We start from the raw sequence: 14,942 nt of genomic DNA on the forward strand, positions 1-14,942 counted from the left end.
TTTATCTTGTTCCTGCCGCAAAGCGGCTTCGTTCAACAAACGCCTCAAGATGGACTGTCAACGCGTGGGGTTTCCTGTCCCAATGAACAGCAGTGCCTATGGTTGTTGTGTTTGAGTTTAGTGTTATGTGTTGTCAGTCCCTTAGGCGGGCGTTATGCATTTTTAGGAGAATTTAGTGTCAATTTTAATAAGAACGTGTCCACACTGTAATGCATTAAAAATGACGTTTGTCTCTCTCGGCGAGCTAGGCACAGGCCGATATGAGGACCATTCTACCCATTATTTAGTGCCAATGGTGTGCAGTGGTTGCAATAGTGGCTTATTTGCTGAAGTTCAGCACTTTTGGGGACCTACTCCTCATCAGATTATGGGCAATATTGATAGCAATACTGAGGCCTGCAAAATCCTTGATACTTACCCAGAACCAGCAGATTCCGAAGCCCCAGAGCATGTTCCAAGCAATATAGCGTCATTCTATATTCAGGCAGAAAATTCTTTGAAGCAAAACTCATATGACGCTTCAGCTATGATGAGTCGAAAAGTGTTAGAAGTGGCGACAAAAACCTTAGATCCCGATGGGCGTGGGAATTTGTATCAGCGCATTGAAAAACTTTACGTTGATAAAAAGATAACATCATCTCTAAAAGAGTGGGCGCACATTATCAGAACCGATGGTAACGAAGCTGCTCACGAAGTAGAGCCCGTCAGTGCGACACATGCTCAAGAACTGCTCGATTTTTGTGAACTCTTTCTTATGTACACGTTTACGATGCCAAAAATGATCAGCATTAAACAAAATGCATAATTGAGTGTTGTGGTCGCGTGGTTCACACCTTAATTGGGCGTTATGTCAAAAGCGTAGGCTAGAAATAAGGAAATAGAATGAATAAGAAATTGGCACAAAGGTTTAATGAGCTAAAAGATCAATTGGACACCATTGAGCATACTAAGCAACGCGTAAATGGTGCAATGGGAGGCACCATAGATAAAATAGATTCGGAATTATTTACTAGTTGGAAGGTAAAAGTAAGGAACTTGCTTGTCACTGCGTGTGGAGAAAAATCTCAGCATTTCCAAGCGTTCACAGCGAGTGAAAAGAAAAGCTATTCTGGGGAATCTGAGTATTCTATCAAGAAACGGCTAGGCGCTATTTTTGATGCGGCTAAAGAAGATTTCGAAGGTGGGTATTTAAACTCACTTAAGCAGCTTGTTCAAGCTGAAGTTTTTGACAGTGAGTTGGAGCAAGCTGAAGAACTTCTTAAAAGTGGATATAAATTGGCATCAGCTGTAATTGCTGGTGTGGTATTAGAAACTGCTCTGAGGGATTTGTGCTCAGATAATAATATACCTCATGGTAAGCTTGATACAATGAACTCACAGTTAGCAAAGCAAGGGCTATATACCAAGCTTCAACAAAAGCGAATTACGGCAATTGCTGATATTCGCAATAGTGCTGCACATGGAAATCCAGAACTGTTTTCAGAAACAGATGTAGAAAACATGATTCGAGATGTCGAAGATTTTTTGCTCAATCATATGTGACATAACAGACAATTTAAGTAGATTCGCAACGCTTGATGCTGTTCATAATTCTGTGTTTCCGGTGGTTTGCTGCGGCTTGGTCTTGTAGTGCTCGTCATCCAGAATCTTTTTAGATTTGGTATTAGTGTACAAACTTTATTATTCCACAACCCCGTTAGTGTACAAACTTTATTGTTCCAATACAAGTTGTAAAGATGAAATTCGAACGAAGACCATTTGAATTCAACGAAGACAATCTTTTTGTATAAATTGATAGAATCTACCTTATAACATTGATTTAAAAGGTAAAAGGATCGTCTTCGTTTTTATGGGTTTAAATAAAGCTGATTATCAACGTTTCGTCTTTTTCCACTTTTCCGCTAATAGCTTATTCGTTCGGAAATTGACCACATTTGGAGCGTTTTCAATTTGAGCTGTTGCTAGCGAATAGTCCGGTTTCAAGACCAGAAAATTTGCACTTAATTGTGCATACTGCTCTCTACTTCCGGTTGTGACAGTGTCAAATTCCAATTTTGGATGGGATGCGTCCAGCGCTCTGATGTCTTCAATATACCCGCGTAAAGCAGCTTGAATAAACCGTTCTCGTTAGCAAAACCACCTTTGGTCCGTTCAACCCGTCGCTACAATCCATAAAAAGATAATGAATAGACTCTGCTCGACAGCTATACCTGAGTGAGTGTGATGGATCCCCTGCGGTGCGGATCACGTAGGCTCATACTACTTGAGCAATGCAGCAAGATGCTTATTTAGGTCGTTTTGCATGACGTTAAGACGCATCACTATGCTGTCAAACGATACCGGGGTGGTAAAAAACATCCCTCCCGCGATAGCCTGGGCGTGATCCTTGGCGATCTCGTCTAATCTTTTAGGTGTTGGGATCAGTGTTAGCTGCCCTTGAAGGATTTTTTCGTAATCGACACCTGGGTTTGCGAAGCGGTATTTTTTCATTTCAATGACGGCCAGCATCGCCTCTGGCGTATTATAAGGATCTGCAAATCCCATCCTTAACAGGCAATCGACATCATACCAATGTCGAGCGAGTCTGTTTGGATTGGGCTCCTTTTCTTGGGTGGCAAATTGATGGAGTGCCGTTAATTTTTCCCAAAGAATAAAGTCTCTCTGGTATGCCATCACTTTTGCTTTGGGCAATGCCAAGGATTGGAAAGCCGTAATGCTATCCATGTAGCATGCGACATCGATGACTTCCGTTGGTTTGCCGCGATTTCTACCACCAAATTCTAATAGTATATGATCAAGTTGATAGTCATTAGCGCTATGGGTGACTCGCGGGAAATGGATATCAATTTTTTCACCATGAGAGTCAGGCTCAACGTTGGCGCAGAGCCCTGCTATGTTGTACTGGGCGAATCGAGCATTCAGTGTTTCAACTAAGTTATTGCTCCACTGCACTAAGCGTTTTTGTTGAGCATCTCTAAACTTTCTATTTTGGCTAGTGCTTTGAGTGCTTGTTTTCCACGCGGTTAACTCATCTTCTTCAGATAACCCAGATAAATCAGCCCAGTGGATAGATAAATCGATGTCTTCTGAGAATCGCTCAATAGCACCCCAACATTTACTGAGGGCGGTTCCACCTTTAAAGGCAACAGAGCAGTCTCCGAGCAGCCTTTCGTCGTAGAGTAGGCGGAGTATTTCAGCCACCCAAACATCCTTTTCTAAAAAGTTAGCCACTAAGCCATGCTCATGTTGCTGAGCTGCATATTCAAACATGGCGGCGAGTTCCGTATGTTTGGATTTATCTGCGTACCAGTCAAAAATGCTCATCATCTGAGGTTGCTCTCTAGTTGATGTAACTTGGAATGCCACATTTTCAATATTGGGCTGTTACTGAGTTTTCGAATAACTTCAATTGCTTCATTTTCAAGAAGATTTAAACGCTTTATCGCCATCAGCAGGGTCGCGACAGAAGTGTGTTCCGGCGATAAAGAGAGCAAGCCTCTCAATAAGGTTCCCTCTGGCTTATTTATCCACTGCAATTTGGTTTCTGTCGTATGTTTGACTTGTACCGTTTGATGACCAACATGGAACTCACGACTGGGTCCTGTCGTCCAATATACGGCTTTAACGGGCGCTTGCGTTTGCATGCCAAGTCGATAAGCCGATTCGAGTCCTTGAGGCGCTATTTTATAGTGATGAGTCCGTGCCCATGTCTGCGCGACGTCTTCTGCCTTTGCCGTAATCTTGATAGACGGAATGCTAGGTAAGGGTTTGGGGCGGGAATAGAACCCCTTTGCCACACGAACCACTTCCCCTGTTTGGGCTAGTCGGCTCATTGCCTTTTGAACAGATGTCGTCGTGCCTAGAGAATAAAAGTTCTCTATAGAAAATGGGACGCCTCGTTTCATTCGAGATAGTCTATTGGCAACTAACGCTGAGACTGACAAAGCTTTAATCCTGACAGATATTATTGATGTGACTTTATTGTAGCTCATTAATTATATGGTTTACAGCTAACTTTGTGTCAGGATGAATTTGATTAGATGGTATTTATGGAGGGCGTATGTTTGCTGAAGAGTTAAGGGCAATTGATGCAAGGCTGGACGAGTTAGCAAGAGAGCGTGAAATATTGCTGGCAAGACGGTTCGTATTACTCGACGCTGATCTTGGCACATTGTACTGGTGATCTGCCCTTTCAGTTTAGGTTGGCCACTCTACATTAAAATAAGAAGCAGCAGATGTTAAATGAGCCATGTTTATGTGTAAAGTAACTGATTTTGCTGAGTTAGTTGCTATTTGACGTTCTTGCCATTGAGTTGAACGAGTTAGGTGTAATGTATAGAAAAATTGAAAAACGATACGTGTTTTCTCCGTCATGTATAATTTTTGAGGAAAATTATACATATTGGCTCTCTTAAGTATAAAAAAGAGCGAAATTTATCTATATAGACTCGTTTGTTTTACTTACTACTGGCGTCACTAAATATTTAGAGCAACTGGTCGAGTACGGATTTTTAACGAAACAAAAAGTGGGGCGCGCTAATTATTACATTAACGCCCCGCTGTGCCAGTTGTTGATCGCCCACAGCTAAGCTGAGTTGAACCAATAGCGGCACTGACTATTTTTCAGTGCCAGCCTTCCAACCAATCACTTTAACCAATCGCCAGTTTGGTTTCTGCGTAGCGCAGTTTTTTCACCCTTGGATTGGCGAGGAAATAGGCGAGCATGAGTGGGCCGAGGCGACCCATGAACATCATAAAGATGATGATGGCTTGGCCTAGGCTAGTTAAGTTACCAGTTAAACCGCGGGATAAACCGACAGTGCCCAGTGCGGATATGGCCTCGAAGACGATATCGATTAACGGCGCTTTCTCGCTTAATACCAATATGAAAATGGCCAGCCAAGATACGACCAGAGAGATGATGGTCAGCGCTAAGGCTTTGCTGACGGTATCTTTGGGGATTTCCCGTTTAAACACATAGATGGCTTCGTCGCGACGTAAATAACCATAAGTGGCCAAAATCAGCACCATAAAGGTGACGACTTTAATGCCGCTGGCGGTACTTAATGAGCCGCCGCCGATAAACATCAGCACGAGTATGAGCAAGGTACTGGCGTCTTCGAGTTGGTCAATCGCTAGGGTATTAAAGCCTGCGGTGCGCGGTGTAACGGCTTGAAACCATGAGGCTAACCATTTGCCGAGTTCGCTTAAGGGCGCCAAGGTGTTAGGGTTGTTGTACTCGATAAGGTAAATCGCAATCACGGCGACCGCGTTGATAACAATAGTGCCAGTAATCATCATGCGGCTGTAAACGGTGAGTTTTGACCAACGTTTGTTCCTACGCAGATCTATCCACACCGAAAATCCTAAACCGCCAATGATAAATAAACCTGTGATGGTTAGGTTGATCACGGGATCGGCCACATAGGGCATTAGGCTGTCGGCACTGAGGGCAAAACCTGCGTTATTAAAGGCGCTAATCGTATAGAAAAAACCGTGGAATAAGCTGGTTTGCCAGCCGAGCTCATGGCTCCAATGCACTGATAGAATCAGCATGCCTACGGTTTCAACCAACAGCGAAAACACAAATACGGCTTTGGCGGTCGAGACTAATGTCGATGTATCGGTTTGATTAAACGCCTCTTTTGCGACGGTTTGCTGCAAGAAGCCAATCTTACCGCCAAGGGCGATAAGGGTGACAATCGCAAAGGTCATCAAGCCTAAACCCCCGCATTGAATTAACAGCGCGATTATCACTTGGCCAAAGGGCGTGAACACACTTCCAGTATCGACGACCACAAGCCCTGTTACTGTCACCGCCGAGGTGACGGTAAACAGGCTTTGCAGCCAAGTAATGGGCGACACAGTGGCGATGGGCAGTTTAAGTAAACATGTGCCGACGAGGATTAACAGAGCAAAGCTTGCACTTAAGATAAAGGGCGGCGCGCCAAAGAGTTTTTTGCCGGTTTTAGGAGTGTGCTCTAGGGTGAGCGAAGGATGCCATTGAACCACCTTACACCAACCTTGGCGCGAGCTGTTTTAACTCGGCACGGCTACCGCAAAGGAATAGGGCATCTTCTGTGTGCAAGGTAAAATCGCTATCAATCTTGCTAAATACACTTTGCTCTCGTTTGACCATTAACGGCGCGACTTTGCCCTTAGGGCTGCGTTGCACGTTGATTTGCTCATCAGTGTTTTTCTCTTGCAAGCTCCCCAGCAGTTGGCCAACAGTGGCTTGATGCAAATGGGCTTTAATATGGATTTCAACAATATAGAGCCCATCGCCGATGGCGAGAAAGTTATTCACCATGGGATAGTTTAGCGACTGGGCGACGCGGACCCCCATATCTTCTTCAGGGTGGATAATCCGAGTAACATCGAGTTTAGACAATATGGTGTGGTGCGCCTTATTACTGGCTTTAACCCAAATATTTTGCACGCCGAGATTTTTCAGTGCCAGTGTGCACTGCAGGCTCGATTGCATATCAAAACCGATAGCGACAATCACAACTTCGCTACTGGCAAGATCGAGTTCCCTTAGCGACGCCTCATCTGCGCAATCGCAAATTACGGCTTCTGTAAGAACTTCTACATATTTTTCAACAGCTTTATGGTCATTATCGACACCAGTGACCGTATGACCTAAGTGGATCAGTTCTCGGCTAACAGCGACGCCGAAGCGGCCTAATCCGATGACAGTAAAATGTGCCATACAAACATCCTTTTACGATTTTTTTGAAAGTGTGGTTGATGATAAAAACGTTATTTTTGACTCATGTCAGTCAAGCGATAACCGAGTCCCGCTTCTGTCTTGATCAGCTGTTGCTCTGTGCTGTCGTTAAGCTTTTTGCGTAACTGACTGACCAAGATCCGCAGATAATGATTGTCATCGGTATGGGTTTCGCCCCAAATATCCCGCAGCAATTCAGTTTGTTTTACTAACTGGCCGGGGTGAGACATTAAGGTCTCAATCAGGGCGAATTCCTTTTTAGTTAAGGCGATTTCTTGCTGGTCGAGCCAAAGCTGGTGGGTACTTTTTTGCAGCTTAAGTGCGCCAAATTGCAGCACATCACTCAAGGCGGGTTCGTCCACTAAGTCGCGGACTAATACCTTAATGCGCGCGATTAACTCCCTGATCCCAAATGGCTTGCTGAGATAATCATTGGCGCCCGCTTCCAATAGGCGGATTTTCTCTTCCTCTTGATCGCGGGCGGTTAAGATAAGCACGGGCACTTTGTCATGCTGCCGTAGGGTTTGCAGCAAGCAGATGCCATCGCCGTCGGGTAAGCCAAGGTCGAGCACTAACACGTGTGGCCGCTGTGCTTGATATTGGGCGAGGGCAGAGGCAATCGAGGCGGCGCCATGATATTCAAAGCCTTCCGCTTCTAACGATATCCGCATAAAAGTGTGAATTTGCACTTCATCATCGACAACCAGCACCTTGTAAGCCATTTATTGCTCCCCCTTTTTAATCGGCAAAGCAATACAAATAAGACTGCCCTTAGCCACAGGTTCGGCGCTGATCTGGCCGCCATGGGCGGTAATTATGCCCTTAGCAACGGCAAGCCCAAGGCCTGCGCCGCCATCAGTGGAGGGATGCTGGCGATAAAAAAGTTCAAAAATAGCCTGCGCCTCTGCGGCGGCGATGCCTACGCCCTCATCTTGAATATCTAACCGCAGCATATCGCCCTGCTGGTAAGCTTTTACTGTGACGGGTTTATCTAAGGGCGAATAGCGCAGCGCATTATCCAGCACATTAAAAATGGCCTGTTCAATCAAAGAGCTGCTGATCATCAGTGGCGGCAGTTCGGCCTCGCTGTCGATAACAATTCGTGGCTGCGCGGCGGGAAAGCGGCCGATAGCTTGATGCAATACATTCATCATGGCGTCTTCACTCAGGCTGAACTTGAGTGCGCCGTGTTGTAACTTAGTGGCCTGTAACAGGTTTTCGATATATTGATGCAGACGATGGCTCTCGGCAGCCGCGCTATCAATCAGCTCAGTCTTTTGCGACGCACTGAGCTTAGGCATGTATTCCTTCAGGGTCGTCAGGGTGCCTATGATGGTCGAGAGCGGGGTGCGTAAGTCATGGGAAACCGACAATAAGATGCTGTTGCGTAACTGAGCCTGTTCGAGTGCTGCTTGTTGGCGGCGATAAAGTTCGGCTAATTTGCTGGTGGTCAGGGCGACAAGTAAAAACACAGTTAGATTGAGAATGTCCTCAAGATTGAACATCTGTAGCGAATAGCGCGGGGTGGTAAACAGAAAATTAAAGCTAGTCGCCTCAAACACAGCTGCAAAATAGGCAAAGTTAGCGTTGCATTGCAGGGCCACAGCGACCACGGCCAATTGTAAGATCAGCAGCACGGCTATGGTGGAACCAGCAAAATAATCGATAAAAGCACTGCTAAAAATCGCGATAACTAGCACTGTGCCGGTAAAAAATGTTGGGTGCGAACGCCAGTATTGAGTCATGGGAGCCGCTATGGATGAAGTCATGGATAGAAAGACGCATATAAAGAAAGTGTCTGTACTCTAGCAAAGCCATTTTAAGATAGCGCGTAAAAAATCCGTAAAATTTATAGCCCTGTGAGTGGCTTAGCGTGCAGTTTGCTCGGGCTGTTCTCGCGCACTCATATCAAGCTGCGAGCTAATAATCAGGCTTACCCCATAGACTCATGGGGTAAGCCATTCTAGGCGTGGGCCGTTATCGGATTGATGCTAATGGGCTAGCTATCAAGTATTTGCCCATCTATTTATCTGCCTAAAGATCACCAAGGTATCGGCGGTGGCACTAAGCGCTTACCGTCATAGCCTGGCACAGTATCAAAGCGTGGAGATCTGGCTTCCCAATCCGCTTGAGCCTTAGCGATTTCGTCTTTGCTGTGGCCAACAAAGTTCCACCAAATACTGACAGGGTCGGCCAGTGGTGCGCCGCCAATCAACAGTATGCGGCAACCCGCGTCGAGTTCGACCGTGACGCTTTCGCGTAACATCCCCAGATAGGCGAGATCGTTGTTGTTGAAGCTTTGGTCATCGATACGGAAAAAGCCTTCGAGTGGCATGAGGGCATATTCAAAACTCGGGTCGAGAGTCAGGGTGAGCTCAGTGTTTTCGGCGGCAAACAAATCCATCGCCACAATCGGCGAGAAGTGCAATGTGGGCGCCTGTTGATGCTGCCAACTGCCGATTAGGAGTGTGAAATCAACGCCCGCATCGTGCCACGTGGGGAGTTCGGGATAGTGATCGAATCTCGGCGCTGTATCTTTATGCTCAAGCGGCAGGGCAATCCACAGCTGCGCCGCGTGCATAGTGCTATGGCCAGCGACGGATTCTTCGGTGTGGGCGATACCGTGTCCGGCGGTCATCAAGTTAACTTGTTTAGGGCGGATCACTTGGGCGCTGCCGAGACTGTCCTTGTGCATGATTTCGCCTTCGAGCATCCAAGTAAAAGTTTGCAGCCCAATGTGCGGATGCTGGCCAACGTTTAGCTCAGGGCCGTCGGTGACTGGGCCAATATGGTCGAGGAAACACCAAGGGCCGATAAGACGACGCTCTTTTTGTGGGATCGCCCGTGCGACGGGAATGCCGCCGACATCACTGATTTTGGGGGAAATTCGTTGAACTTGAATGCGGCCATTTTCAATAGGGCATTCCTTAGGGCCACCATAAAACTGTGCTTGAACTTCACTCATGTTCGCTCCTTATTCCTTTGCGAGGACACACTTAGTTAGTGTTAGTCTGGCATGCTGAACTGGTTTCAGATCCCACCTTGCATTCGAGCCGAAGGTTTTAGCTTCGGGTATTCCCGTGGATTTTGCAAATCGACGCTGTCATATGGCTGGGTAATTGAGCTGTTAATATCGCCCTTGGATAACTCTGTTAACCCAATTCAAACGTGAATCTGTGACTGAGCCCGCGTGTATGGGAGTTTTTGCTGTCCTTTACTTTAGCAAGCCTGTATTTATGTGGGGCATTAGCGTTTGATGTTTTACTCGAGCCGTAAATAGCGGACGAGTTCAGGGTTAGTCTCGGTGATTTTTATCCTTCACGCGTTAAGTCAGATCTGCAAAATCGAGTCTATCTTTTATCGGTACAGGCGTTGGCGGCGACATTGCCAGCCTAAGCCGTAATCCATTCAGCATACTGCTTAACACTAACACAGATAGAATTCACATATAGAATTAGGCTGTCACTCAGCGTGATTGATTAAGGGGAAAGCGTGCTCGAAAATCAAATGATGTTACTGGCGGTATTTGAACGGGCGGCCTTGATGCTGATGACCTTGTTCTTTTTAACCCGCACTCGACCGTTCCAGCGTTTATTCCAAAAGCGTAATCACACCCCCGCAGAGCTGGTCTCTGTGGCGGCGATATTTTGCTTATTTGCGGTGTTTAGTACTTATACCGGTATTGAGGTTGAAGGTGCGCTGGTTAACGTGCGCATTATTGCGATTATTTCCGGTGGAATTTTATTTGGCCCTTGGGTCGGCATTCCCGCGGGCGTGTTGTCGGGGCTGCATAGATATTTGATTGATATGGATGGCGATACTTCTATCCCGTGTTTAATCGCCAGCATTATTGCTGGTCTAATGGCGACCTGGATTTACTACAAATGCCCCAAATCTAAGTTATGGATTTATGGCATTGTGGCGGGCATGTTGTGCGAAACACTGACCATGTTGTTGATTTGGCTGCTGACAGAGCCGCACCAAGTAGGTGTAGAGATAGTGAGCCATATTGCCTATCCCATGATTGCGGGCACTGTGTGTATCGGACTGATTATTAAGCTAGTGCAAGATCTCGATGATGAGAAAGAGCTCATTGCCGCCAAGCAGGCCAAGCTCGCGTTGGATATTGCCAACAAAACCTTACCTTTCTTCCGCAAAATTGACCGCCATGCCTTAGAGCAAGTGTGCGGCGTGATCCGTAATGAAATCCATGCTGATGCCGTGGCGATTACCGATACTCGCGATGTATTAGCCTATATGGGCGTTGGCAAAGATTACTACGAGGTCGATGGTCATCAAGCGATTAGCGAGATGACTCAAAGGGCGATAGAGCTAGATCAAAACATTATTAACAACGACTTACGCCAATATCATTTATCGGATTTTCATTCGGTCATCATAATTCCGCTGCGTGAAAACGGCACTGTGAGCGGTACGCTGAAGATTTATTATCGCAATAACTATCGGATTACCAGCTCGCTGCGGGAAATGGCGGTGGGCTTGTCGCAGTTGATTTCGACCCAGATGGAAGTGTCGCGCATTGAGCAACTGCAAGAGATGACCCGCAAGGCGGAGTTTACTGCGCTGCAGAGCAAGATTAACCCGCACTTTTTGTTTAATGCCCTCAATGCGATTTCTTCTTTGATCCGTATTCGGCCGCAGCAGGCGCGGGAGTTGATTGCCAATCTGGCCGATTATCTGCGCTATAACCTAGCCAAGGGCGATGAGTTGATTGATATCCAAGAGGAAGTCAAACAAGTACGCGATTATGTGGCGATCGAGCAGGCGCGCTTTGGCGACAAGCTTGAAGTGGTGTTCGATGTCGACGATGTGCATTTTTGTGTACCTTGCCTCTTGTTGCAGCCGCTGGTGGAAAACGCCATTTTGCACGGCATTCAGCCACGTAGTGCGCCGGGCAGAGTGACCATAGAAGTGAAAAAACTCGATGCTGGCATTCGCGTGGCCGTGCGTGACACTGGTTATGGCATCAGCCAGGAGGTAATAGATGGCGTCGCCGCGGGTCGCATAGAAAGCAGCAGTATTGGGCTAATGAATGTGCACCAGAGGGTGAAGTTATTGTACGGCGAAGGTTTACAGCTTAAACGGCTTGAACCTGGGACTGAAGTCAGCTTTTATTTACCGGAAAATGAGGCGCAAGTATGTTAAAAGCCATCATAGTTGAAGATGAATATCTGGCCCGTGAGGAGCTGGAGTATTTAGTAAAGAGCCACAGTGAAATAGACATAGTGGCAAGCTTTGAGGATGGCTTGGAGGCCTTTAAATATCTGCAGGATCACGAGGTTGATGTGGTGTTTTTGGATATCCAAATTCCGTCCATCGATGGCCTATTGCTGGCGAAGAATCTGCATAAATCGACCCATCCACCCCATGTGGTGTTTGTGACTGCCTATAAAGAATTTGCGGTAGAAGCGTTCGAGCTCGAAGCCTTCGATTATATTCTCAAGCCTTACAATGAGCCGCGGATCATCAGCTTATTGCAGAAGATTGAACAGGCGGGGCGACAAGCGCCAAAGCCGCAACATGAAGCGGCGAGTAATGCCAGTCGTACCGTGAATTTAGTCAAGGGTGAGCGGATTATCGTCACGCCCTGCGAGCAAATTTATTACGCCGAGGCCGATGAAAAACTCACCTATGTGTATACCCGCACCGACCGTTATGTGATGCAGATGACCATTAGCGAGTTTGTCAGCCGCTTGCCCGCCGAGGGCTTTTTCCGCTGCCACCGTTCCTATTGCGTCAATATCAACAAGATCCGCGAAATCGTGCCTTGGTTCAATAGTACTTACCTGATCCGCTTGCATGATTTGTCGTTCGAGGTGCCCGTTAGCCGTAGTAATATTAAGGCTTTTCGACAGCTGATGAGGCTGTAATTGTCATTCATTCCTGCAGATCTGTATTTCATGCCTTAATTGATCGGCGCGAATGGCATCTCTCTTATAGTGGACTCAATTCCTGATCCCCTAAAGCGAGATGCATCATGACTAAAGAGATGAACCGTACTCGGTACCTGACCTTAGTTGGTACTATTATCACCCAGTTTGCACTCGGCTCAGTTTACACTTGGAGCCTGTTCAATGCGCAGTTGGCCGCGAAGCTCGACGAGCCTGTCAGCCAGGTGGCGTTTGTATTTGGTTTGCTGAGTTTGTCTTTGGCTGTGGCATCTTCCATGGCGGGCAAATTACAGGAACGCTTCGGCGTACGTAATGTCACCTTAGGCGCAGGCCTATTACTCGGGCTGGGATTTTTACTCACTGCCCAAGCCAGTAACTTGATGATGCTCTACCTGTGTGCCGGGATTTTAGTGGGCTTTGCCGATGGCACTGGCTACTTAATGACTTTGTCTAACTGCGTGAAGTGGTTTCCCGAACGCAAAGGGCTGATTTCGGCGTTAGCGATTGGCGCTTATGGTCTAGGTAGCCTTGGGTTTAAATACATCAACGTGCTGTTACTCGAAAATACCGGTCTTGAAACCACCTTCCAACTGTGGGGCTTAATCGCCATGGCGCTGGTGTTATGTGGCGGCATGTTGATGAAAGATGCGCCTGCACAATCAGCCGCAAGTCAGCAAGCCGAAAGCCGCGACTTCACCCTCGCTGAAGCCATGCGTAAGCCACAATACTGGATGTTGGCGCTGATGTTCCTGTCCGCCTGTATGAGTGGTTTGTATGTGATTGGTGTAGCGAAAGATATCGGTGAGAAGATGGTCGACTTGCCAGTATTGGTCGCTGCTAATGCGGTTGCGGTAATTGCTATGGCGAACCTCAGTGGTCGTTTGGTGCTGGGTATACTGTCGGACAAAATCCCCCGTATTCGGGTTATTTCGCTGGCGCAGATCATCACTCTAGTTGGTATGGTGTTACTGTTGTTTATCCCTTTGAATGCAAACTTGTTCTTCGTCGCGGTTGCCTGCGTTGCCTTTAGTTTTGGTGGCACTATTACTGTTTATCCCTCACTGGTGAGCGACTTCTTCGGCCTGAATAACCTGACTAAAAACTATGGCGTTATCTACTTAGGTTTCGGTATCGGCAGTATTATCGGTTCGATTGTCGCCTCGTTATTTGGTGGGTTTATTGCAACCTTTAACGTGATTTTAGTGCTACTGGTGGTGGCGTTAGTCATGTCATTAACCATTCGTATGCCAGAGCCCAAAACCCCTGCGTCAGCTAAGAGAGCGACTAAGAGTACGCCTCGCTTAGTGAACATGACGGCAGAATCGGTTTAAGCACAAACACTTAGTCCGGCTTAGCCAAAAGCTAAAACAAAAATCCGCAGTCAAATGGCTGCGGATTTTTTACTTTTTTATCACCTCAACAACAGGTAACTTGATAACCTTAAAGCGTTATTCAGGATGTGTTGATGTTAACGGACCCTCTTTTTTGGTTGGTGGCGATACCTGCAGTATTGATTACTGGGATTTCTAAATCCGGTTTTGCGGGTGGCGTGGGCGGGTTAACTGTCCCGCTATTGGCGCTGGCCATTAGCCCTGCTACAGCGGCGGCAGTCATGTTACCACTTCTGATTTATATGGATTTTTTAAGTGTACGTTCCTGGTGGGGGCAACATAATCCGCGTCATTTATGGATCCTCTTACCCGCGGCGATTGTGGGGATTTTTATCGCTTATCTGTTGTTTGATAGATTAAACGAAGATTACTTACGGGCGATTCTAGGCTGTGTGTCCCTCGGTTTTGGTTTGTATGGTTTGATCCTTGGGGATAAAACTCAAGCATCATCTTCACCTCTGATTGGGCGCTTGTGTGGCTTAACCGCCGGATTTACGAGCTTTGTTGCCCATGCGGGCGGGCCGCCACTCAACGCTTATTTGTTGCCGTTGCGCTTGGCCAAGGCAGAGTTTTTAGCCACTGCCGTGGTGTTTTTTGCTGTGGTGAATCTGGTTAAACTTGTTCCTTACAGTTTGCTTGGGCAGATTAACCAAGAGAATATTATCGTTTCTCTGTTATTGGTGCCGCTTGCATGGTTAGGGGTAAAGTTAGGTTTGTTCATTCAAGATAAAATTGACGATAGGTTATTTAAACGCATCATCTTGATTTTAATGGTGCTGGTGGGTGTGCGTTTATTGTGGACGGCGTTATAGTTTTAAGCTTTAGGTTATATTAGTCTGCTAGAGTGCGCGGGTGTTGGGGCGTTTTGATCCCCAGCCGCCCTGAATTTACCTGATAAAAACTCAAAAT

The 14,942-nt window shown here is 46.7% G+C and carries 15 protein-coding genes; 8 read left to right on the forward strand and 7 right to left on the reverse strand.

Annotated features, from left to right (window positions below; translation table 11 throughout):
- The 3 genes from Q4Q46_RS08830 to Q4Q46_RS08840 form a co-directional block, all read left to right on the forward strand.
- Nucleotides 1-210: hypothetical protein (locus Q4Q46_RS08830; protein WP_311905747.1), on the forward strand; the 210-nt coding region annotated here is incomplete at its 5' end.
- 10 nt (nt 211-220) lie between these two features.
- Nucleotides 221-805 (forward strand): DUF4145 domain-containing protein, encoded by a 585-nt coding sequence (locus Q4Q46_RS08835; RefSeq protein WP_261738074.1) that lies wholly within the window; start codon nt 221-223, stop codon nt 803-805.
- Nucleotides 806-882: 77 nt separating this feature from the next.
- Nucleotides 883-1,542 (forward strand): DUF4145 domain-containing protein, encoded by a 660-nt coding sequence (locus Q4Q46_RS08840; RefSeq protein ID WP_311905748.1) that lies wholly within the window; start codon nt 883-885, stop codon nt 1,540-1,542.
- A 717-nt stretch (nt 1,543-2,259) separates the two neighbouring features.
- Here the strand turns inward: Q4Q46_RS08840 and Q4Q46_RS08845 are convergent.
- Together Q4Q46_RS08845 and Q4Q46_RS08850 are read right to left on the reverse strand one after the other, a co-directional pair.
- Nucleotides 2,260-3,327 carry a nucleotidyl transferase AbiEii/AbiGii toxin family protein gene (locus tag Q4Q46_RS08845; RefSeq protein WP_311905749.1) on the reverse strand — a complete coding sequence of 356 codons (1,068 nt, stop codon included), beginning with the start codon at nt 3,325-3,327 and terminating at the stop codon, nt 2,260-2,262.
- Nucleotides 3,324-3,992 (reverse strand): DUF6088 family protein, encoded by a 669-nt coding sequence (locus Q4Q46_RS08850; protein ID WP_012196480.1) that lies wholly within the window; start codon nt 3,990-3,992, stop codon nt 3,324-3,326. The genes Q4Q46_RS08845 and Q4Q46_RS08850 overlap by 4 nt, the downstream gene beginning before the upstream one ends.
- A 450-nt stretch (nt 3,993-4,442) precedes the next feature.
- On the opposite strand from Q4Q46_RS08850, the gene Q4Q46_RS21325 reads away from it, so the two are divergent.
- Nucleotides 4,443-4,589 (forward strand): hypothetical protein, encoded by a 147-nt coding sequence (locus tag Q4Q46_RS21325; RefSeq protein ID WP_342899039.1) that lies wholly within the window; start codon nt 4,443-4,445, stop codon nt 4,587-4,589.
- A 61-nt stretch (nt 4,590-4,650) separates the two neighbouring features.
- On the opposite strand, the gene Q4Q46_RS08855 is transcribed toward Q4Q46_RS21325, so the two are convergent.
- From Q4Q46_RS08855 to Q4Q46_RS08875, 5 genes are all read right to left on the reverse strand, one after another.
- Nucleotides 4,651-6,012, reverse strand: coding sequence for a TrkH family potassium uptake protein (locus tag Q4Q46_RS08855; protein WP_311905750.1), 1,362 nt, complete (start codon nt 6,010-6,012; stop codon nt 4,651-4,653).
- 1 nt (nt 6,013) lies between these two features.
- Nucleotides 6,014-6,712 carry a potassium channel family protein gene (locus Q4Q46_RS08860; RefSeq protein WP_311905751.1) on the reverse strand — a complete coding sequence of 233 codons (699 nt, stop codon included), beginning with the start codon at nt 6,710-6,712 and terminating at the stop codon, nt 6,014-6,016.
- 50 nt (nt 6,713-6,762) lie between these two features.
- A complete protein-coding gene (locus Q4Q46_RS08865) occupies nt 6,763-7,452 on the reverse strand; it encodes a response regulator transcription factor (protein ID WP_311890506.1) in 690 nt (229 codons plus the stop codon).
- The gene (locus tag Q4Q46_RS08870) at nt 7,453-8,499 is read right to left on the reverse strand and encodes a sensor histidine kinase (protein WP_311905752.1); all 1,047 of its coding nucleotides are present in this window, start codon (nt 8,497-8,499) and stop codon (nt 7,453-7,455) included.
- 272 nt (nt 8,500-8,771) lie between these two features.
- Complete coding sequence (locus Q4Q46_RS08875; RefSeq protein WP_311890507.1) at nt 8,772-9,695, reverse strand: pirin family protein; 924 nt, start codon at nt 9,693-9,695, stop codon at nt 8,772-8,774.
- A gap of 527 nt (nt 9,696-10,222) precedes the next feature.
- Between Q4Q46_RS08875 and Q4Q46_RS08880 the strand changes: the two genes are divergently transcribed.
- The 4 genes from Q4Q46_RS08880 to Q4Q46_RS08895 all read left to right on the forward strand — a co-directional run bounded on the left by Q4Q46_RS08880 (nt 10,223) and on the right by Q4Q46_RS08895 (nt 14,845).
- Complete coding sequence (locus tag Q4Q46_RS08880) at nt 10,223-11,896, forward strand: sensor histidine kinase (protein WP_297895283.1); 1,674 nt, start codon at nt 10,223-10,225, stop codon at nt 11,894-11,896.
- Entirely contained in the window at nt 11,890-12,621 is a 732-nt protein-coding gene (locus Q4Q46_RS08885) for a LytR/AlgR family response regulator transcription factor (RefSeq protein ID WP_006083764.1), read from the forward strand. Before Q4Q46_RS08880 ends, Q4Q46_RS08885 begins: the two co-directional genes overlap by 7 nt.
- 107 nt (nt 12,622-12,728) lie before the next feature.
- Nucleotides 12,729-13,973: an L-lactate MFS transporter gene (locus Q4Q46_RS08890; RefSeq protein WP_311905753.1), complete on the forward strand. Its 1,245-nt coding sequence runs from the start codon at nt 12,729-12,731 to the stop codon at nt 13,971-13,973.
- 134 nt (nt 13,974-14,107) lie between these two features.
- Nucleotides 14,108-14,845 carry a sulfite exporter TauE/SafE family protein gene (locus Q4Q46_RS08895; RefSeq protein WP_311905754.1) on the forward strand — a complete coding sequence of 246 codons (738 nt, stop codon included), beginning with the start codon at nt 14,108-14,110 and terminating at the stop codon, nt 14,843-14,845.
- Nucleotides 14,846-14,942: the final 97 nt, after the last annotated feature.

It is taken from the genome of Shewanella vaxholmensis, from assembly GCF_031932135.1.
GTDB lineage: Bacteria > Pseudomonadota > Gammaproteobacteria > Enterobacterales > Shewanellaceae > Shewanella > Shewanella hafniensis.